13 protein-coding genes are annotated in these 20,616 nt (G+C 53.6%); 7 read left to right on the top strand and 6 right to left on the bottom strand.

Annotated features, from left to right (window positions below):
* The first annotated feature begins 41 nt into the window (after positions 1 to 41).
* A complete protein-coding gene (locus L1278_RS17170; RefSeq protein ID WP_253406255.1) occupies positions 42 to 434 on the top strand; it encodes a hypothetical protein in 393 nt (130 codons plus the stop codon).
* Between the two features lie 80 nt (positions 435 to 514).
* Positions 515 to 1,564: a CNNM domain-containing protein gene (locus L1278_RS17165; protein WP_253406254.1), complete on the top strand. Its 1,050-nt coding sequence runs from the start codon at positions 515 to 517 to the stop codon at positions 1,562 to 1,564.
* Positions 1,565 to 1,659: 95 nt separating this feature from the next.
* On the opposite strand, the gene aceA is transcribed toward L1278_RS17165, so the two are convergent.
* Both aceA and aceB read right to left on the bottom strand, forming a co-directional pair.
* On the bottom strand, positions 1,660 to 2,940 hold the full coding sequence (gene aceA / locus L1278_RS17160; protein ID WP_253406253.1) for an isocitrate lyase: 1,281 nt from the start codon (positions 2,938 to 2,940) through the stop codon (positions 1,660 to 1,662).
* Positions 2,941 to 3,132: 192 nt separating this feature from the next.
* Positions 3,133 to 4,725: a malate synthase A gene (gene aceB, locus L1278_RS17155; protein WP_253406252.1), complete on the bottom strand. Its 1,593-nt coding sequence runs from the start codon at positions 4,723 to 4,725 to the stop codon at positions 3,133 to 3,135.
* Between the two features lie 152 nt (positions 4,726 to 4,877).
* On the opposite strand from aceB, the gene L1278_RS17150 reads away from it, so the two are divergent.
* The 4 genes from L1278_RS17150 to L1278_RS17135 all read left to right on the top strand — a co-directional run bounded on the left by L1278_RS17150 (position 4,878) and on the right by L1278_RS17135 (position 9,024).
* Positions 4,878 to 6,359, top strand: a complete 1,482-nt coding sequence (locus L1278_RS17150) for a helix-turn-helix domain-containing protein (protein WP_253406251.1) — start codon at positions 4,878 to 4,880, stop codon at positions 6,357 to 6,359.
* A gap of 625 nt (positions 6,360 to 6,984) precedes the next feature.
* The gene (gene xseA, locus L1278_RS17145; protein ID WP_253406250.1) at positions 6,985 to 8,547 is read left to right on the top strand and encodes an exodeoxyribonuclease VII large subunit; all 1,563 of its coding nucleotides are present in this window, start codon (positions 6,985 to 6,987) and stop codon (positions 8,545 to 8,547) included.
* Entirely contained in the window at positions 8,540 to 8,806 is a 267-nt protein-coding gene (gene xseB, locus L1278_RS17140; protein ID WP_253406249.1) for an exodeoxyribonuclease VII small subunit, read from the top strand. The genes xseA and xseB overlap by 8 nt, the downstream gene beginning before the upstream one ends.
* A gap of 17 nt (positions 8,807 to 8,823) precedes the next feature.
* On the top strand, positions 8,824 to 9,024 hold the full coding sequence (locus tag L1278_RS17135; RefSeq protein ID WP_253406248.1) for a hypothetical protein: 201 nt from the start codon (positions 8,824 to 8,826) through the stop codon (positions 9,022 to 9,024).
* Between the two features lie 80 nt (positions 9,025 to 9,104).
* Here L1278_RS17135 and L1278_RS17130 read toward each other — a convergent pair whose 3' ends face one another.
* Positions 9,105 to 11,312: a bifunctional alpha,alpha-trehalose-phosphate synthase (UDP-forming)/trehalose-phosphatase gene (locus L1278_RS17130; protein ID WP_253406247.1), complete on the bottom strand. Its 2,208-nt coding sequence runs from the start codon at positions 11,310 to 11,312 to the stop codon at positions 9,105 to 9,107.
* Positions 11,313 to 11,714: 402 nt separating this feature from the next.
* Here L1278_RS17130 and L1278_RS17125 point away from each other — a divergent pair, with 402 nt between their 5' ends.
* Entirely contained in the window at positions 11,715 to 12,314 is a 600-nt protein-coding gene (locus L1278_RS17125; RefSeq protein WP_253406246.1) for a DUF2179 domain-containing protein, read from the top strand.
* A gap of 588 nt (positions 12,315 to 12,902) precedes the next feature.
* Here the strand turns inward: L1278_RS17125 and glgB are convergent.
* The 3 genes from glgB to L1278_RS17110 are packed head-to-tail and all read right to left on the bottom strand — an operon-like array spanning position 12,903 to position 20,616.
* Positions 12,903 to 15,254: a 1,4-alpha-glucan branching protein GlgB gene (gene glgB, locus L1278_RS17120; RefSeq protein WP_253406245.1), complete on the bottom strand. Its 2,352-nt coding sequence runs from the start codon at positions 15,252 to 15,254 to the stop codon at positions 12,903 to 12,905.
* Positions 15,247 to 18,579 (bottom strand): maltose alpha-D-glucosyltransferase, encoded by a 3,333-nt coding sequence (gene treS / locus L1278_RS17115; RefSeq protein WP_253406244.1) that lies wholly within the window; start codon positions 18,577 to 18,579, stop codon positions 15,247 to 15,249. Before treS ends, glgB begins: the two co-directional genes overlap by 8 nt.
* Before the next feature lie 15 nt (positions 18,580 to 18,594).
* Positions 18,595 to 20,616, bottom strand: coding sequence for an alpha-1,4-glucan--maltose-1-phosphate maltosyltransferase (locus L1278_RS17110; RefSeq protein WP_253406243.1), 2,022 nt, complete (start codon positions 20,614 to 20,616; stop codon positions 18,595 to 18,597).

Genomic DNA, 20,616 nt, shown 5'->3' with positions numbered 1-20,616 from the left:
TGCCGTATAGGAGTTGTACACCCTTACATACCTGATACACTATGGAAAACCTGATAGAATACCTGAATGAATCACTCGTCCCGCTGGAGGAAAAAGTAAAAGAGTACCTGCACGTGGAGCGTGACATCCGGCTGCTGGAAGTGGAACTGCTGTCGCTGCAAAGCATGCGGCCCGACTTTGACCCGGAGCAGACGATGGAACAGCATCTGACGAATAAGCAACCGCAGAACTCGCTGAATGATAAAGAGCAGAAGCTGAAAGATCTGCTCACGAAGTACAAGGCCCTGCAGCAAGAGGTGATCGGCATGCTGCCTGAGCAGGATAAGTTTGTGGAACTGAATCTGGGCTATGGGCCGAGTATGGTGGGCTATTTTACGGTGGATCCTGAGACCCGCACACCGCTCGAGGAGCCGGTGCTACGCGTGGTGCACTAATTTCAGTATCTTTGACGCCTTAATCTTTGACGTCGCCGGATTAGAATAGTCCCGGACGAACCAAAACCGTAACCACCTACATGGGTTTACTTTTCTTTTACCTTTTCATATCGATTATTTTATCTTTTCTGTGCTCTTTGCTTGAGGCGGCTCTGCTGAGCATCACGCCATCGCATGTGGGCATCACCAAACAGAAAAATCCGGCGCTCGGCAAGCACCTGCAGGAGTTCAAAGAAAACATAGACCGGCCACTGGCTGCCATCCTCACCCTCAACACGTTCGCGCATACCATCGGCGCGGCCGGGGTAGGGGCGCAGGCGCAGGTCTTGTGGGGAGACAAGTACCTTTCGCTGGTTTCTGCTGTGGTCACCATTATCATCCTCATATTTTCTGAGATCATCCCTAAAACACTTGGTGTCAACTATTGGAGGCAGCTGACTCCTTTTGCAGTAAGAACGCTGCGCATCATGATCTACTCACCTTTGTATCCGCTTATCATGCTGTCGCAGTTCATTACCAGGCGCCTGAAGCGTGACAAGAACAAGAGTGTGCTGAGCCGCGCCGACTTTTCTGCCATGGCGGAAATAGGTATAAAAGAAGGCATTTTTAAGCGTGGCGAGTCCCAGATCCTGCGTAATATTTTGCGCTTTAACCAGGTGCTGGTGCGCCATGTGATGACACCGAGAACTGTTGTGTACGGTGCGCAGGAAGACATGCTGATCGTTGATTTTTTCAAGCAGGCGAAAACCCTACGTTTCTCCCGAATACCGGTTTACCAAAGCAGTCTCGACGATGCGGATGGCTATGTGCTAAAGGACGAAGTGCTCTCCAAACTGATCGACAACCAGGGCCACCTGCCCCTGAAAAGCATTAAGCGCAGCATAGAAGTAGTGACCGAGTACATGCCTATACCTGAGCTGTTCAGCCGACTGATCAAAGAGCAAAACCACATTGCGCTGGTCGTGGATGAGTACGGCGGCACGGCCGGCATCGTGACCATGGAGGACATCATCGAGACGTTGCTGGGTATGGAAATCATGGACGAGATGGACAACGTGGAAGACATGCAGAAATGGGCCCGTGAGAACTGGGCGAAACGCGCCAAAGGCATTGGGTTCAAGCAGGAGTAAAAGGTCATCTTATACCTTCCAGATCCTACAAAAAGAGAACTCCCCGCTGTCTGATCGATGGCGGGGAGTTCTCTTTTTATGGGGTCGGTCAGTGATTAATGAAACTGCTCTTCTTCGGTAGAACCCACCAGCGCGGCAGTGGAAGCGGTGCCTGAGGTGACGGTATTCTGAATAGCATCGAAGTAGGCGGTGCCGACAAAAGACTGGTGCTTCACGGCTCTGAAGCCTTCTTTCACCAGACCAAACTCCCGCTCCTGCAGCTCAGAATAACCTGCCATACCACGTGCTTTATAAGCCTTCGCCAGTTCAAACATGCTGGTATTTAGTGCATGGAAGCCGGCCAGGGTGATGAACTGGAATTTGTAGCCCATCTGCGCTAACTCTTCCCGAAACGTCTCCATTTCTTCCACACTTAATTTGGCCGCCCAGTTAAAGGACGGAGAGCAGTTGTAAGCCAGCAGCTTGCCCGGGAATTCCGCATGGATGGCTTCTGCAAACCTGCGGGCCTGCTCCAGGTCGGGTGTAGAGGTTTCCATCCAGATCAGGTCGGCATAAGGGGCGTAGGCCAGGCCACGGGCTATACCTTGCTCGATGCCGCAATTCACGCGGTAAAAGCCCTCACTGGTGCGCTCGCCAGGTATAATAAATTCATGGTCGCGTGGATCGATATCGCTGGTGATCAGGTTGGCGGCGTCGGCATCGGTGCGGGCAACCAGCAGCGTTGGTACGCCCATCACATCGGCCGCGAGTCGAGCAGCCGCCAGTTTGTTGATGGCCTCCTGTGTGGGTACCAGCACCTTGCCGCCCAGGTGGCCGCACTTCTTGGCGCTTGACAGCTGGTCCTCAAAATGCACCCCGGCGGCCCCGGCTTCTATCATCATCTTCATCAGTTCAAAAGCATTCAGGTTACCACCGAAACCAGCCTCCGCATCAGCCACAATCGGCACCAACCAGTCGATTTCTCCCTCCCCTGTCACACTCTGGATCTGGTCGGCGCGTAGCAACGCGTTGTTAATCTTCTTGATCACCTTCGGTACGCTGTCGGCTGGGTATAGGCTCTGGTCGGGGTACATTTGTCCGGCGAGGTTGGCGTCGGCAGCCACCTGCCAGCCGCTCAGGTAAATGGCATTGAGACCGGCCTGCACTTCCTGCACCGCCTGGTTGCCTGTCATCGCGCCCAGTCCGGCCACATAGTCTTCCGTGTGCAGCTTATACCACAGTTTCTCTGCTCCATTGCGGGCCAGTGTATACTCAATTTTAACCGAGCCCTGCAGTTTCACAACTTCGTCGGCGGTATACGGTCTTTTTATACCTGCCCAACGTGGGTTCACTAGCCAGTCTTGCTGGATTGCCTGAATTCTTTCGGTCTTTGACATATATATGAGTTTAGAAGTTTGAGAAGTAAGAGCTTGAGAGATAAATGGGTGAAGGAGTTAAATGAGTTTGGGAGATGAGGAGTATCAGGTTCTGAGTTGAGTACTTTTAGTTTAAGATGGAAAGCGATTCAGTTGCTATTGATTATCTACCACCTAGATTTTACAAATCCTAAACGCCTCAATTCCCAAACTTCAATCAATGTATTTATAGGCCGGCAGCGTCAGGAAATCGACGAAGCAAGTGGAGAGCACGAGCTCGGAGAAGAGTTGGGAGGCGCGTTCGAAGTGGCAGTTTTTGAACATGGCCAGGCCGACTTCCTCTTTGATATTCTCGGTCTCTTCCTTGATCAATTGTAGCACACGTGCTTCGGTGATGGGCTCACCTTCGGCAGTGCGGGTGTCTTGGTGGTGCAGCCACTGCCATACCTGCGCCCGTGAGATCTCGGCGGTGGCGGCGTCTTCCATCAGGTTATGGATAGCCGCCGCGCCGGTTCCGCAGAGCCAGTTGCCGATGTACAGGATGCCGACGTTGATGTTGAGTCGCAGCCCTGCTTCTGTGATTTTGCCTTCGATTATCTCGAAGTTGAGCAGATCTTCAGCTTTTACCTTCACGGCTTCGCGCAGCACTTCCTTCTGGTGCGGTTTATCTCCGAGTACTTTGTCAAATGCCTCCCTAGCCACGGGGATCAGGTCCGGATGGGCGACCCAGGTGCCGTCAAAGCCATTTTTGGCCTCAAAATCCTTGTCAGCTTTCACTTTCTCAAAGGCCGTTTTATTCACAGCCGGATCGTGGCGATTTGGAATAAAGGCTGCCATACCACCCATGGCATGCGCGCCGCGCTTGTGGCAGGTCTGCACGAGCAGATCGGTATACGCTTTCATAAAAGGCACCTGCATGGTGATGGCCGTGCGATCCGGGAAAATGACATCCGGTTGGTTGCGGAATTTCTTGATAGCGCTGAAGATGTAGTCCCAACGGCCGGCATTCAGGCCGACAATGTGTTCGCGCAGTTCGTACAGGATCTCGTCCATCTCGAAAGCCGCCAGAATGGTTTCGATCAGTACCGTCGCTTTGATCGTGCCGACAGGTATAGCCAGTGCCTCCTGCGCGGCCACAAACACCTCGTTCCATAAGCGGGCTTCCAGATGACTTTCCAGTTTAGGTAAGTAGAAGTAAGGTCCTGTGCCCCGAGCGATCAGCTCTTTGGCATTGTGGAAGAAGAAGAGTCCGAAGTCAAATAAGGCGGCAGAGATCGGCTTGCCGCCGATCACCAGGTGCTTTTCAGTCAGGTGCCAGCCGCGTGGACGCACTTTCAGCAAAGCCACTGTATCTTTCAACTGGTATACCTTACCATTCTGATAGGTAATGGTGCGGCGCACAGCATCATAGAGGTTGAGCTGTCCCTCCACCACATTTTCCCAAGTAGGAGAGTTCGCATCCTCAAAGTCAGCCATGAACACATCAGCCCCGGAGTTAAGTGCATTGATCACCATTTTGCGATCCACAGGACCTGTGACCTCCACACGGCGCATCTGCAGATCGGCAGGTATAGCACCCACTTTCCAGTCCCCTTCCCGAACCGCTTTGGTCTCATCCAGAAAACCGGGGCGCTCGCCTGCATCGATGCGCTGCTGCCGCTCTGCTCTGGCTTTCAAAAGCTCCTTTCTTCTGCTTTCGAAACGCTCATGCAGCATTTCCAGAAATTCGAGTGCTTCAGGTGTCAATACCTGCTCTATACCTTTCACAGGTAATCCTTTTAATTGGGCTGTGCTTTCTACTAACATAGCTATAAACTTGAGGTGATGGATTATAAATTTATCATCTATACGCGAACATCTTAATTTTGGCGAATTTTCGCTAATAATTTTATTTACGTTTTTAGGAAATAATCGCAAAAGCTCGTTTATTAGCATAAAGACCAAGAAAAATATTTTAAATGAGGCTACAGGAAGATGTTATCCGGCTTATACTCGGACTGAAAATCAAACAGTTAAGATCAGAAAAGAACATCTCGCTGACTGACCTCGCCACGAGCACAGGTATATCGGTGTCGTACCTCAATGAAATAGAAAAAGGGAAAAAGCACCCGAAACCGAGCAAGATCGCCGTGATTGCTGATGAATTGGGCGTAACGTACGATTACCTGGTGTCGCTGCAACTGAGCAAGCGTCTGCAACCAGTGGGGGAACTGCTCCAATCGAACATTCTGTCGGAACTGCCGCTGGAGCATTTCGGGCTCGACATCAGCCGCCTGCTGGACCTTTTCGCGACGGCGCCGGCCAAGCTGAGCGCCTTTGTGAACACCCTGCTGGAAATCTCGCGTGCCTTTGACCTGCGGGTAGAGCAGTTCTATTTCTCCGCCCTCCGCTCTTACCAGGAGTTGCACGACAATTACTTCGAGGACTTGGAACTGGAGGTGGAACACTTTATGGAGGCGCACGGCATCATCCCGGACTCCACCCCTACTTTTTTGCAGTTGGCAGGTATACTGGAAAACTCATTTAACATAAAAATAGCAACAGATACTTTTGGTCAGTACGCTGAGCTGGCCCCGCTTCGTTCGATACACATACCTGGTGCGGCCCCTGTGTTGTTGCTCAACCCGAACCTGACAGAGCAGCAGCGCGCTTTTGCGGTAGCCCGCGAGCTTGGCTTTGAGGTGCTGCAGTTGAAACCGCGCCCTCACACCTCTACCTGGGTAAAAGTGGGCTCGTTTGAAGAGGTGCTTAACAATTTCAAGGCCTCTTACTTTGCGGGAGCCCTGCTGCTCAACCGCGACCGCCTGGTGCAGGACATGCAAACGTTTTTTGCGCAGCCTACCTGGCAGCCAAACTTATTACTGCAGCTCATGGAAAACTACAGCACTTCACCGGAGACGCTGCTGCACCGGCTCACCTCTCTCCTGCCGCGCTTTTTCAGCATCAAGCAGCTGTTCTTTCTGCGTTTTCACCACGATGTGGCCTCAGACCATTATTCACTGACCAAAGAGCTGCACCTATCGGGACTGCACAACCCGCACGCTTCTTTCCTGAACGAGCACTACTGCCGTCGCTGGATCTCACTCACGCTTTTCGAGGAAATGGACAGACAAAAACGGACGGGTCAGCTTGAGCGGCCGCTGGTAGGTATACAGCGCTCCTCCTATATCAACACCACCAACGAGTACCTGGTGCTCGCCCTGGCCCAGCCAACCGAAAGCCTGACAGGCACGATCAGCATTGGCCTGCTGCTCAACGAGAACCTCCGCCGCAAAGTCCGCTTCCTCGACGACCCGGCCATTGTGCACCGTTACGTAAACGAAACCTGTGAGCGCTGTCCCGCCCTGGACTGCCTCGAGCGCGCCGCGCCGCCTGTGATATTAGAGAAGCAGCTGTGGCAGGAGAAGGTGATGCAGACGTTGGATGGGTTGAAGGGGTAAGATGGGATTTTCCAAATCAGGATTTTCGGGATTAAAGGATTGACAGGATTTTAGTGCACGATTGTCATCCCCTGCCCCCTTCGAAGGGGGACTTTTACCCCATCCCAGCCTTCCCCTAAAAACAGGGGAAGGAGCGGTGCACGATTAACCCACCCCTAGCCCCTCCCGAGAAGGGAATCTCCGTCATTGCCATTTTATAGGTATAATTTTTACAGCAAAGTCCCCTATCAGGTATAGCAAGAGTAACTTGACCCTTCAGCTATGAAACAGATCACCTCAGCCAGGTGCATCAAACGACACTCCACTGTTTGAGCGTTCAGCGAGTTTGGAGGGTCTTGATTTTTTTGCTTACTTTTTTCATCAAGGAAAAAAGTAAGGCCCGCCCGGCCAGGGCAAGCTATAGAACAATACAGTTTGCTATACCTGCATAAGCAAGCTATACCTATACCTGGGCCAGAGGCCCCACTATACTAGTCACGAGCGAGGACGCGCGCGCCATTACTACTATACTGCAACAAACCTTTATCCAGCCCGAACAGAAACCATTTAAAGGAAAATCCGATATCGCTCTAACCAGATTTCACCCAAAAACCCTATCTTCGGGATTAGATTCCTCACCCAGCCCATGGCCCAGTTTAATTTTAGCCAGACTACCGTTACACAGGAGTTTCATGCTCCGCTTTCGCTCTTCGAACTGCACCAGCAGATCAGGGAGGAGCTGGAGATGGCATTTCCGGATAGTTACTGGGTGGTGGCTGAGATATCGCAGGTAACGCCGGACCGGCGCAAAGGGCACTGCTACCTCAACCTGGTTGACAAAGGCGATAACCCTCGCGGAGCCATTCAGGCGCAGGCACGTGCTACGATCTGGAGCAGCCGCTTTCAGATGCTGGGGCGCTATTTTGAAGAGAAAACCGGGCAGCCTCTCAAAGCCGGACTCAAGATCCTTTTTCAAGCGCAGGTGCGGTTCCACGAACTCTATGGCCTGAGCCTCGATATTGTCAACATCGACGCCAACTATACGATCGGCGACCTCGCCCGGCAGCGACAGGAAACCCTGAAGCGACTGGAGGCGGAGGGACTACTCACAGCCAACAAGGAGCTGGAAATGCCCCTTGTGCCGCAGCGACTGGCTATTGTATCGTCGGCAACGGCGGCGGGCTACCAGGATTTTATACACCAACTCGAAAACAACAGCTACGGCTATACCTTCGACACGCGGCTTTTCCCGGCTACCGTGCAGGGCAACGAGGCACCAAACTCCATTGTTAAAGCCATGGACCTGATTGCCAGGTATAGCCACTTATTCGACGCCATCGTGATTATTCGTGGGGGTGGGTCGCAGACGGATTTGGGCTGCTTCGACGATTACAGAGTGGCGGCAGCCATCGGCAACGCTTCCCTGCCCGTAATAACAGGTATAGGCCACGAACGCGACGAAAGCATCTCCGACCTGGTGGCGCATACCCGCCAGAAAACACCTACGGCCGTGGCTAATTACCTGCTGGAAAAGGCGCTTGCTTTCGAAACGGAGGTAGAGGGGCTCTTCGACAGTATTTACATGTTCGCCAGCCAGCAGCTTCGCCTCACGGCCGACAAACTGGAGCGGCAGAGCCTGAAAATAGCCAATCTGACCAACAGCTTGCTGCAGGAGAACCGGGAGCAGCTGGAGCATTTTTCCAAAAGCCTGCTACTCAAACCAAAGAGTTTCCTCGAGAACCAGAAACACCAGTTGCTGAACTCGGAGAGGTTGCTGCAGGCCAACACCAAAGACCTGCTGCACCTGCGCGGCAAGGAACTAAGCGAGCTGACGGTTTGTGTGGAAGGTATAGGCCAGCGCTGGCTTCACATGAAGGAGCAGGACCTGAACAAACTCGTGCACTGCATCGAAACGGAGGCCAAGGACAAGCACAAGCGGAGTCAGCTTAGCTTTGTAAAATGCAGCGACCGCCTGCAGTACAGTGCCCAGAAAAAATTAAGCTCCGACAGCCACAGGCTCGACATGCTCGAAATGCGTATTCAGGCAAACGACCCGGAGAAGCTTTTACTCCGCGGTTATACCTTAACATTGATCAACGGCAAGATCATCAAGCACATGGGGCAGGTAAAAGAGGGAGATGTGATCGAAACGCGCCTGCAAGATGGCAGAGTGCACAGTTTAGTTGTAACTACAGATAAAGATGAATAACAAAGACATAAATAAAATGACTTACCGCGAGGCCACTCAGGAACTTGAGGAAATCCTGCGGGCCATCGAAAGCGACTCCGTGGATGTGGACGAACTCACCCAAAAAGTGCAGCGCTCTTCTCTGCTGATCAAATTCTGCAAAGACAAACTGCGCCATGCCGAGAACGCCATCAACCAGGTATTCAACGAGGAGAATTGCGAAGAGCCGGCAGCTAAGACTGAGAAAGGCAGTGGCGCGAATGGCACCTTGTTTCAGTAGGTATAGCTGAACTCCTCATGAAAAAGTTTGCCCTCATCCTGATCGTGTTACTGATCGGTTTGATCATTTATAACCTGACTAACATTGATTTCACCGGTTCGCTGACTTCTGTGCCGAATCAACAGGTATATATGCGGTTGGTAGCCAATGTGTTGGTGCTTCTATCGCTGGTATACAGTTACCGTAGGTATAGCAAAAGAACGGAAGATAGGCGCTAAGCGCAGCAGGCACCGCCTAAACGAAAAGCCCCGCACTGTCATATAGCAGCCGGGGCTTTTTCTGTTTCACTAAAACCAATCTACAACAATTCTTTCGGAAGCTTTTTCTGTTTAAGCCCCACCAGCCTTGAGAGCAGTTTCCGGGCTTCCTCACAGCTATCCAGGTGGTATTTGGCCACGGAGTGCGAGTTACCGATCTTCACGGTATAGGCCTCACGCGGCATTGCCTTGAAAATGTCCTCGTCGCCCCAGTCGTCGCCAACGGCCAGTACAAAGTCGTGCGGGTACATATTGAGCCAATAACCGGTTGCTTTGCCCTTGCTCACCTCCTGCGCCTTGATCTCCACTGCCATCTGCCCATCGAGCACCTGCAGGTTGCTGTTGGTGGCCAGGAAATTGAGGTGGCTCACGAGCTCACGGGCACGCAGCTCACCCAAACCGGTTTCCACCCGACGGTAATGCCATACTAGGGAGTACTCTTTCTCCTCAATAAATGAGCCCGGCGTGCGGTCTACGTACAGGTCCAGGATCAGGCGTATATCGCTCTTCCAGTCGTCGATCAGGCTAGTCATAGTCTGCCAGCCGGTGCCGCGCTGCTTTATCCAGACACCGTGCTCAGCGATCAGGTCGATGTTCAGGTGGCCCAGCCAGCGCTGCATGTTGTCTTTCTCGCGGCTACTGATCACCACTACCCGGTTTTTAGGATTGCTGTTCAGCTTTTGCAAAAGCTCCAGCAGGTCCTCGTCAGGAGCAGCCATTAGCGGACGGTTGTGGTAGTCAACCAGGGCTCCGTCATATTCCAGAAAGAACAAGCGGGAACTAGCCTCTGCGTATGAGTTGCTGAGTTCCTGGTAAGTAGCTTCGTCGAGGTATGTGGTAGCCATGGACAGCTGTTTGATCTTCACATAAGAGAGACGGTCCATGAACATGCTCACCCAATGGTGGATGTTATACCTGCGCAGCGATTCCTGCATGTGCTGCATGTGCTGCTTCTGAATGTCTTCCGGCATGGTGAGGGCCGTGTGCAGCGTCTCTACCATCTGATTAATGTCATTCGGATTGATCAACAGCGCTTCCGAAAGCTCTTTGGAAGCGCCCGCCATTTCGCTCAGGATCAGCACGCCGGTCTGGTCGAGCTTGCTGGCCACGTACTCTTTGCAGACCAGGTTCATGCCATCGCGCATAGGCGTTACCAGCGCCACATCGGCCATGCGGTAGAAGGCAGACAGCGTTTCGAGCGGATACGAGCGGTAGAAATACTGGATCGGGTTCCAGTTCATGTGGCTGTACTTGCCATTAATGCGGCCCACCAGTTCATCCACCGCCTCTTTCAGTTCCTTGTATTTCTCCACCGCGTCACGCGAGGGCACCACCAGCATTACCAGGGTCACCTTTTCATGAAACTCCGGGTAGCGCTCCAGAAAAAGCTCAAAGGCCTGCAAGCGTTGCGGTATACCTTTGGAGTAATCCAGTCGGTCAATGGAGAGCACTATCTTTTTGGAGTGCAGGTTGTTGCGGTACATCTTCTCCCGCTTCATTACTTCCTCACTAGCAGCCGTCTGCTCGTATTTGTCATAATCGATCCCCATCGGGAAAGAGTCGACGAGCAACGAGCGGTTGCCGGTATTGATCCAGCCATGCGTGCTGCCGTGGCCCACGAGGCGGTTGACCGAGCTGAGGAAGTGGCGCATGTCGTCGTAGGTATGGAAACCGATCAGGTCAGAACCCAGCATACCTTCAAGCAGCTCCTTGCGCCAGGGCAAGAGACGGAACACTTCGTAAGAAGGAAATGGGATGTGTTGAAAAAAGCCGATGGTACTCTCCGGCAGCTTTTCGCGCAGCATGGAGGGTAGTAGCAGCAACTGGTAATCGTGCACCCAGATCGTATCGTCGGGTTCCGCTACTTTCATCAACTCGTCGCAGTACTTCTGATTTACCTCTACATACGTATCCCAGAGCTGGTGCTCATAAATAGCGTACTGACTGAAATAGTGGAAAGTAGGCCATAGCGTTTCGTTGCTGAAGCCCTCGTAAAACTCTTTTATTTCTTTCTCCGATAAAAAGACCGGATGCATGTTCTGTCCGTTCAGGTTGTCGGTGATCTGTTGTTGCTGCGACTCATCTTCGACCACCATGCCCGGCCAGCCAACCCACAGGTTGTTCTTCTTTTTGTAGATAGAGCCTAATCCCGTCGCGAGGCCTCCCTCACTTGGTTTAAAATCAAGCCGGCCCTCATGTTCCTGTAGTTTTACAGGGAGCCGGTTTGATACAATAATCAATTTCGCCATGCGATTACACCTTATGTCTGGCATCTGCAGCAGCCGACCCAGGGTGTGAGCCAGCTGCATTCAGGGTCCGGATTTTGAAAAATATGCTTCGTCAAATTAATTATGACACAAGCAGTCTTTATAGCATACGGAGAAAATTGAGCGCACGTTTTGGCTATATAGTAAAATTAATATGAAATAAATTCTCTCCCTGATACTGAAGTATTTACTTCACCGCAAAGCTTTCTTCAGCTCATGGGGCATACCTGGAGTTATGTTACCATATTCGCGAAATACTTAGTATCTTTATTTGTGAGCCTCGCCCGGAAACTTTGCATGAAGCCCGGGCCACGGCAGATTAGAAAACTATTTCTGGTCGTTGTCAGTAACAGCTTACACATTAGCCAAAGAACAAAGCACCCCATGGATTACTTTAAAGGAATTGACCCTGAAATCGTCAACTGGGTCATTATACCTGCCCTTATATTTTTTGCCCGCATTATGGATGTGACGCTGGGCACCCTTCGCATCGTCTTCATCTCGAAAGGTGACAAAACCATTGCTCCGCTGCTTGGTTTTGTGGAAGTACTGATCTGGCTCGTGGCCATTACGCAGGTGATGCAGAACCTCAACAACGTCGCCTCCTACTTTGCCTGGGCGGCCGGTTTTGCCGCAGGCAACTTTCTGGGCCTTCGCATCGAACAGATGCTGGCGCTGGGCCAGGTGGTAGTCCGGGTCATTACCGTCGATTCGGGCGATGAACTCATCAGTCGCCTCACCAACAGGGGTTACCGCCTCACCGCCCTGGACGCCAAAGGCTCGCGCGGCAAAGTCAATCTGCTATTCATGATTGTGAAGCGCAAGAAAATGACAGAAGTCATCGACATCATCCGCGACTACAACCCCAACGCATTCTACTCCATCGAAGACGTACGCTCGGTTGCCGACACAGACCTTCCCAGTGAGGAGGGCGAACGCAAGCGTAGTTTCACCAAGTTTCTGCCGCTTCGGAAGGGGAAGTGATAGGTGGGGGAGTCAGGGTTTTCACGTACGGTTGACATCCCCCTACCCCTTCAAAGGGGAACTTTGGCCACCACCATTTTATAGGTATAAATTTCGTAGTTACAGCAATTCCTTTTGCTATACCGGGTCCAACCACCCCTACCCCTCCTTGTCCAAGGAGGGGAGTCAGCAGCTGCCAGTTCATAGGTATAAGCGTTGTAGCTCAGACCACTGACACGTATCGAAAGACTAACTTGCCCCTTAAGCTATGGAAAAAACGGCTGTGCCCGGTGCACTAGATGATTACCCACTGTTCGAGCGTTCAGCGAGTTTGGGGAATCTTGACTTTTTTGCCTACTTTTTGTGTCAAGACAAAAAGTAGGGCCCGCCCGGCCAGGGCAAGCTATAAAACAGATTAGCTTAAGTTATAGCTAGACTGAAGCTACGCTAGGTATAGGTATACCTGGGCACGGAGCCCCACTATAGCAGTAACGAGCGAACAAGCTCCCATCCTACCAGCCATACCTACCTGAGCAAAAAAAGAGCGCCTATGCAGACCTGAACAGACGTTCCCTTGTCAAGGGTAATTACCCTATGAAATTATTTTACTTAACCCTGCTGTGGCTGGTACTTAAAATACACCACCGCCATAGGCGGCAACTTCAGGGTAATGGAGTAGTCATGCCCGTGGAAGGAATCAGGTATAGCCTGCAGCGTACCGTGGTTGTGGAAGTTACTGCCACCAAAAAGGTTGTCATCACTATTGAACACTTCTACCCAGTTACCACCAGTCGGCACGCCCAGGCGGTAATTATCGTGCACGCCCGGGGTGAAATTGCAGACTACCAGCAACTGCTCTTCCGGCCGCTCCCCTTTGCGCAGGAAACTGATCACGCTGTTGTGAGCATCGTTATAGTCGATCCACTCGAAGCCTGCCGGATCAAACGCTTTGCCGTAGAGGGCCGGTTCCTGCTGGTAGGTATGGTTGAGTGCGCGTATGAGGGCTTGTATACCTGCATGGTTACCATATTGCAGCAAGTGCCAGTCCAGGCTGCTGTCGTGGTTCCACTCCTTGCTTTGTGCCAGTTCGGCGCCCATAAAGAGGAGCTTGGCACCTGGGTGCGCGTACATATAGGTATAGAGCGCCCGCAGGTTGGCAAAAGCCTGCCACTCGTCACCCGGCATTTTGCGGATCAGGGAGCCCTTGCCGTGCACTACTTCATCGTGCGAGAGTGGCAGCATGAAGCGCTCGCTGAACGCGTAGATGATGCTGAACGTGATGTCGCCCTGGTGGTGTCTGCGGTAGATTGGATCTTTGGAAAAGTAGGTGAGCGTATCGTGCATCCACCCCATCATCCACTTCATGTCGAAGCCCAGACCACCATCTGAAACTTTGCCAGTCACCTGCGGCCAGGCCGTAGACTCTTCTGCAATCGTGAGCGTTTCGGGGAACTGTGTGTGTACGGCCTCGTTGAAATCCTTCAGGAAAGAAATCGCCTCCAGGTTCTCCCGCCCGCCAAACTCGTTGGGAATCCACTCGCCCTGCTTGCGGCTGTAGTCCAGGTATAGCATCGAGGCGACAGCGTCTACGCGCAAGCCATCCACATGGTACTTATCGAGCCAGAACAAGGCGTTGCTGATCAGGAAAGAGCGCACCTCGTTGCGACCGTAGTTGAAGATGTAGCTGTTCCAGTCCGGGTGGTAGCCTTTGCGCGGATCGGCGTGTTCGAACAGGTGCGTGCCGTCGAAATAGGCCAGCCCGTGCTCGTCGGACGGGAAGTGCGAGGGTACCCAGTCCATGATCACGCCGATGCCTTCGCGGTGCAGTGCATCAATCAGGCACATCAGGTCTTCCGGCGAGCCATAGAGACTCGCGGCTGCAAAATAACCGGTGATCTGGTAACCCCAGGAACCGCTGAAAGGATGGAACATCACCGGCATGAACTCCACGTGCGTAAAGCCCAAATCCTTGACATAGGCAGGCAATTCCTCGGCTAGTTCGCGGTAGGTCAGCGGACGGTTGTTGTCTTCGGGCTTGCGTCGCCAAGAGCCCACATGCAGTTCGTAAACCGAGTAAGGCTGTGGCTGCCCGTGGCGCGACTTGCGTTTTGCCAGCCAATCCTCGTCCTGCCAGGTATGGTGCAGCTCGTGCACGACCGAGGCGGTTTGCGGCGGTTTCTCGCGGCGCAAGGCAAAGGGATCGCTTTTCTCGACATGGTACATGTGGTAGCGCGACCGGATGTGGTACTTATACAGCATGCCTGCCTGCACATCCGGTATAAATCCCTCCCATATACCTGAACCATCGGCCCGTACCTGCAACTGGTGGCTTTCGCGGTTCCAGGAGTTGAAGTCGCCCATCACGGATACCTGCTCGGCATTCGGGGCCCACACGGCAAAGTAGGCGCCTTTCATACCCTGTCGTTCCATCAGGTGTGAACCCAGCTTTTCGTACAGGTTGAAGTGGCGGCCTTCGCGGAACAGGTATACATCGAACTCGGACAGCCGGCTGATGTCGTAGTAGACCGGTCCGGTTTGCTCCTGACGTGGCTGCTCCACCACCGGAGCAGGCGTGGTCGACAGACCGACCTCCTGTGCCTCCTGCTGCAGCGTTGCGGACTTGGCCGATCTGCCTCTCTTCGGTTTCGTTTCACCTGCCACGGCAGTCGGCTCAGCTGATGTGGCCTGGGCTGCACGCCCCCGCTTTGGCTTCACCGTCATTTCCTCGGCTGCACTTTCCGTTGCGGAGCTGTCCGTTTTGCGTGGCCTGCCCCTTTTGGTCTGCGCCGCAGCAAGACCAGACTGCACCTCCACAGTCGCTATACCTTCGGCCTTCTTGCTTTGCTTTCTGCCCCCGGCCTTGTTCGGCCCCATACTTTCGTTCAAAGCTGGACCGGTACCGGTTTCCATACCTGTCAGCGGGTTCTGTTGTGTGTTTTCCTCTTCCTTCTTCTTAGCCATTCTGATATTTCCTCATGATGTACTTGATGCCCCTGATCGGGATGAGCACCCAATCCGGACGGTTATTCAGTTCATAGCCCAGCTCGTAGATCGCCTTCTCCAACAGGTAGGTCTCCATCAGCACCTGTATGTCTTCTTCGTTTGCCGGCACCACGCCCGAGCCCTTGGCTATACCCAGGTAGGTATGCATAAAGAACCCGCTGGCGTAGTGGTACCATTGCTCGGCCCATTGCTCCAGGTAGTCGCCGTCTTCTTTGCGGAAACTGTCCTGCTGGAACAGCGCATTGTAGGCAGCGTAGTGGAACGAGCGGATCATGCCGGCCACGTCGCGTAGCGGGGAGCGTTTGAGTCGGCGCTCGCTGAACGAGCGGGCCGGCTCCCCTTCGAAGTCGATGATGATGAAGTCGCGACCCGTGAACAGCACCTGCCCCAGGTGGTAGTCGCCGTGGGTCCGGATCTTCATCGTGTCGATCTTGCGACGGAAGATCATCTTGAGACGCTCCAGCACTTGCTGACGCATCTGCAGCACCTCCTCCGCTTCCGCTCGCACGCTATCCGGCAGGTTGGGCAGGTGCTTGCGCAGGCTGTCAAAATTGCTGCGCACCAGCGAGGTGAGCGACGAGTAGAGCGAACGCTGATAATGGAGCGAGAATTCTTCCGGTGCAAAGTCCTTGGATTCTACCATATCGGCCAGGGCCAGGTGCATTTCGGCGGTGCGTTGCCCCAACAGTTCGATGCGCTCTACCGAAGCGCCTCCGAGTTGCAACTGCATGTGCTCCGGCGCGTCGGCAAACGGTACAGGCCGCGCCAGTGTGCCCGTTGTGTCAGACAATGGTTCGTGGTCTTTATGGGTTTGCAGTCGCTCAAAAAAGCGCTTGAGCGAATCCTCCATGTATACCCAGGCATCGCCCTGGTTCGGCACGAGCTCCTGCAGCATCACGAGCACCATCGGCGGCTTGCCTTCCTCCTCGTGCTCTACCGAGCCCAGGAACATCGGCACATGCGGGAATTCCTTGTCCGTCAGGGCCTGCACGATCTCCACATCCGGGTTCAGGGTACGGTCGAGCTTCCGGTATACCTTCAGGAAGAATTGGTTGTCGTACAGGACGGAGGTATTGCTCTGCTCCGCTCCCAGTATTTTAGAAGTGAGCGGCTGCCCTATCTCTTTTATTTTATTGGCAATGCTGCGGCTTCCGGTACCCACCAGTTCAGCGCCATCCACTCTGATGCTTTTGCGTTTGGCCATCAGGTTGAGCAGCATCTGGCGGTAATCCTCAGAGTAAACCGCGTCGTACAGGATGCCTTCTTTCCCATCCATGGTCACGCGGCCAATCACGCTGTTGGGTTGCGTGGCAATCAGTTCCTCCTCCTGTTCGCCGCTGGCAAAGGCAATTGGCAACTGGTACAGCTCAGACAGCCCTTCGTTGTAGCTCACCTCAATAAACAGCAGCGAAGCGGCAAAGCGCCCGGCCACCATCGGCATGTTGTTTACCACCTGCATGCGCTGTATGGTGCGGGCCTTGCCCCCGAACCAACGACGGTTCATGATGTAAGGCGGCAGCACCTTACTTTCGAGTGTTTTGAGCGCACGGGAAGGTATAGACTGACTGAGCGGCGGCAGTTGCATGGCTGGCTTCTTCATGTCGAGTCCCTCGCGGCCGCTCACTTCCTGCGGCTGCAGTTCGAACCAGTAGTAGCCGTGTGCGCCCATCGTCAGCACATAACTGTCCTCTTTTATCTGTGGGAATTTGTTCTTGCTGAACACCTCCACCGGCACGTAGCCCCTAAACTCCGGCAAGTCCAGCTCCACCGCCTCCGGGAAGCGTGACAGGTTGGCGATCACGAGTATGTTTTCATCCTGGTAAGAGCGCACAAAGGCCAGCACTTTGGCGTTAGCCGGGTTCAGGAAACGGATTTCGCCGCGACCGAAGGCCTTGTAGCGCTTGCGCATGTTGATAACGCGTCGCATCCACCAGAGCAGCGAGTTGGCGTTGTGCTGCTGCGTATCCACGTTCACCGACTCATACTTGTACTCCGGGTCGATGATCACAGGTAGGTATAGCTTCTGTGGATTGGCCGTCGAGAAGCCCGCGTTCCGGTTGTCGTTCCACTGCATGGGGGTGCGCACGCCGTCGCGGTCACCGAGGTAGTAGTTGTCGCCCATCCCGATTTCGTCGCCATAGTAAACCACCGGCGTGCCACGCATCGAGAACAGGAGCACGTTCATCAGTTCTATCTTCGCGCGGTCATTGCCCAAGAGCGGGGCCAGGCGGTGGCGTATACCCAGGTTGATTTTCGCCAGCGGGTCGCGCGTATACACTTTGTACATGTAGTCGCGTTCCTCGTCGGTCACCATCTCGAGCGTGAGTTCGTCGTGGTTGCGCAGGAACATGGCCCATTGGCAGGTTTCAGGTATAGCAGGCGTCTGGTCAAAAATATCGATGATCGGGTAGCGGTCCTCCATTTTCACGGACATGAACAGGCGTGGCATGATCGGGAAGTGGTAGTTCATGTGGCACTCGTCGCCATCGCCGAAGTACGAAGCCGAATCCTCGGGCCACATGTTCGCCTCCGCCAGTAGCAGTTTCCCGGTATACTTGCTGTCCACATGCGCGCGCAGCTTTTTGAGGAAGGCGTGGGTTTCGGGCAGGTTCTCGCAGTTGGTACCGTCGCGCTCAAACAGGTAGGGCACGGCGTCCAGACGGAAGCCGTCCACGCCCATGTCGAACCAATAGTCGAGCATCTTAAACACCTCCTGCTGCACGTCCGGGTTGTCGAAGTTCAGGTCGGGCTGGTGGTGGAAGAAGCGGTGCCAGTAGTACTGCCCGGCCACAGGGTCCCAGGTCCAGTTGCTTGGTTCGTAGTCGGTGAAAATGATGCGCACATCTTTGTACTGCTTCGGATCGTCGGTCCAGACGTAGTAGTTACGGTATTTGGAGCCTTTCTTGGCGCGGCGTGCCCGCTGAAACCACGGATGCTGGTCGGAGCTGTGGTTGATAACGAGCTCTGTGATGACCTTCAGCCCACGGCGGTGCGCCTCTTTCACAAACAGCTTGAAATCCTGCATGTTGCCATAGCTCGGATTGATGCTGTAGTAGTCAGCGATGTCGTAGCCATCGTCTTTGAGTGGCGATGGGTAGAAAGGCAAGAGCCAGATCGCGGTCACGCCCAGTTCTTCCAGGTAATCGAGCTTCTGCATCAAGCCTTTGAAATCGCCGATGCCGTCGCCGTTGCCATCCATAAAGGCTTTGATGTGCAACTCGTAAATGATGGCGTCTTTGTACCAGTGAATGTTGTCGTCGAGAAGGGTGTTGTCCTCTGCCATATAGTTTTTTCTGTTTTATTCGTGTTTGCCGTGGTCATCGGGTAGCCAGTTGTCGTCCAGACTGTCGTGGCCCATGCCAGGGGTTGCGGTTTCGATACGGAACACATGCACCGGCATTTCGTGTGGCCGAAGCTCCACGTAATTCCACTCGCTGTTCCAGGTATACTTGTGTTCGGTCATCAGGTCGTGTACCATGTACTGCTGGGTGCTGTCCATGTTCAGGGCGTGCAGCGGCACCTGCACCCAACCGGCTTGTGTGTTGTGCGGGTCCAGGTTCACCACCATCAGCATCTTGTTTCGTCGTTCGCTGTCCCACTTGGCATAGCATAGCAGCTGCGGATTGTCGGTATCGCCAAAGGCGATGTTCCAGGTGGTTTGCAGCGCCGGGTTCACCTGGCGTATCTTGTTTATCTTCGTGATCACCTCCCGGATCTTGGTCAGGCGGCCCCAGTCCCAGTGCATCACTTCATACTTCTCTGAATCCCAGTATTCTTCCTTGCCCTGCACCGGTGTGTTGATACCAAACTCGTACACAGGCCCATACATACCATAGTTGGACGAAAGCGTCGCCGCCATCACCACGCGGGTAATGTGCGCCGGTTCGCCGCCAGACTGCAGTTCGTGCGGCAGAATATCGGGTGTGTTTGGCCAGAAGTTAGGTCTGTAGAAGTCGCGCATCTCGGTCTGGGTGAGTTCGCGCATGTACTCTTTGATCTCAGCGGCCGAGTTGCGCCATGTGAAATAGGTATAGGACTGCGTGAAGCCGATCTTGCCAAGCCGTTCCATCACACGCGGACGGGTAAAGGCCTCTGCCAGGAAGATCACCTGCGGATATTGTTGACGCACTTCCCTGATCATCCATTCCCAAAAGGCGAAAGGCTTGGTATGCGGGTTATCGACCCGGAAGATGTAAACGCCCTGCTCGATCCAGTGTATGACGATGCTCTTGAGTTCGCGCCACAGATTCTGCCAGTCTTCTGTTTCGAAGTTGACAGGCAGCACATCCTGGTATTTCTTGGGTGGGTTCTCGGCATACTGCACCGTGCCGTCGGGCCGCCATTTAAACCACTGTGGGTGCTCCTTTACGTACGGATGGTCCGGTGAACACTGAATAGCAAAGTCCAGCGCTACCTCAATACCGTGTTCGCGGGCAGTCTGCACAAAATGGCGGAATTCGTCGAGGCTGCCCAGCTCCGGCAGAATGGATTTGTGTCCGCCGCTTTCAGCGCCAATGGCCCAGGGAGAACCCGGTTCACCGGGCTGAGAAGTCACAGAATTATTCTTGCCTTTCCGGAAAGCAAAACCAATCGGGTGAATAGGCGGCAGGTAGATCGTATCGAAGCCCATTTCGGCGATGCGAGGCAGCAGTCGCTCGCAATCCTGAAAGGTTCCATGGCGGCCTGCTTCCTGTGCGGCTGAGCGTGGGAAGAATTCGTACCAAGTACTGAAAAGCGCTTTTTGGCGCTCCACTTCTACGGTTAGAATTTTATGGTATGTTGTCACGTTCTGGCGGTCGCAGCAGGCGTGCATCAGGTCCGATACGTCTTCGCTAGTGGCCAGCGCTACAGCGTCGGCAACGGAACCGGGTCTGTTCAGTTGCTCGGCCCACTTGCGTAGTCGCTTCTGCTGGCCGGGCTTGGCGGAAGCAGCAGACTCTTCGAGCAGCTGTGCACCTATCTGCAACTCTACGGTGATATCCTGATTGGCTTCAAACTTCTTTTTGAGTCCTTTTTGCCAGGTATAGAAATGATCGATCCAGCCCTGCAGGGTGTATTCAAAGGTGCCCATGCTGTCGGGCGTAAAGATCACTTGCCAGTGGTCGTTGCCCAGAAACCGCATGGGCACTTCGCTCCACTTCTTCTTTTTGGAATGACGGTATAGCAGCACGGCTTTTACTTCATCATGGCCATCACCAAACACATCTGCCGTCACTTCGACTTCCTCTCCCACAACGCGTTTGATTGGATACTGCCCACAGTTTACCTGCGGCTTCACGTTCTCGATGACAACCCTTTTGGTTCCTTCCAGTGCTTCCAT

It is taken from the genome of Pontibacter sp. HSC-36F09, assembly GCF_024171605.1.
Taxonomy (GTDB): domain Bacteria; phylum Bacteroidota; class Bacteroidia; order Cytophagales; family Hymenobacteraceae; genus Pontibacter.
Note: the sequence above shows the minus strand (reverse complement) of the source record. Positions and strands in the feature narration are given on the sequence as shown.

What these genes read in the sequence shown, in the direction of transcription:
- L1278_RS17170 (WP_253406255.1), top strand. Translation starts at nt 42, where the DNA reads ATGGAAAACCTGATAGAATACCTGAATGAATCACTCGTCCCGCTGGAG.
- L1278_RS17165 (WP_253406254.1), top strand. Translation starts at nt 515, where the DNA reads ATGGGTTTACTTTTCTTTTACCTTTTCATATCGATTATTTTATCTTTT.
- aceA (WP_253406253.1), bottom strand. Translation starts at nt 2,940, where the DNA reads ATGTCAAAGACCGAAAGAATTCAGGCAATCCAGCAAGACTGGCTAGTG.
- aceB (WP_253406252.1), bottom strand. Translation starts at nt 4,725, where the DNA reads ATGTTAGTAGAAAGCACAGCCCAATTAAAAGGATTACCTGTGAAAGGT.
- L1278_RS17150 (WP_253406251.1), top strand. Translation starts at nt 4,878, where the DNA reads ATGAGGCTACAGGAAGATGTTATCCGGCTTATACTCGGACTGAAAATC.
- xseA (WP_253406250.1), top strand. Translation starts at nt 6,985, where the DNA reads ATGGCCCAGTTTAATTTTAGCCAGACTACCGTTACACAGGAGTTTCAT.
- xseB (WP_253406249.1), top strand. Translation starts at nt 8,540, where the DNA reads ATGAATAACAAAGACATAAATAAAATGACTTACCGCGAGGCCACTCAG.
- L1278_RS17135 (WP_253406248.1), top strand. Translation starts at nt 8,824, where the DNA reads ATGAAAAAGTTTGCCCTCATCCTGATCGTGTTACTGATCGGTTTGATC.
- L1278_RS17130 (WP_253406247.1), bottom strand. Translation starts at nt 11,312, where the DNA reads ATGGCGAAATTGATTATTGTATCAAACCGGCTCCCTGTAAAACTACAG.
- L1278_RS17125 (WP_253406246.1), top strand. Translation starts at nt 11,715, where the DNA reads ATGGATTACTTTAAAGGAATTGACCCTGAAATCGTCAACTGGGTCATT.
- glgB (WP_253406245.1), bottom strand. Translation starts at nt 15,254, where the DNA reads ATGGCTAAGAAGAAGGAAGAGGAAAACACACAACAGAACCCGCTGACA.
- treS (WP_253406244.1), bottom strand. Translation starts at nt 18,579, where the DNA reads ATGGCAGAGGACAACACCCTTCTCGACGACAACATTCACTGGTACAAA.
- L1278_RS17110 (WP_253406243.1), bottom strand. Translation starts at nt 20,616, where the DNA reads ATGGAAGCACTGGAAGGAACCAAAAGGGTTGTCATCGAGAACGTGAAG.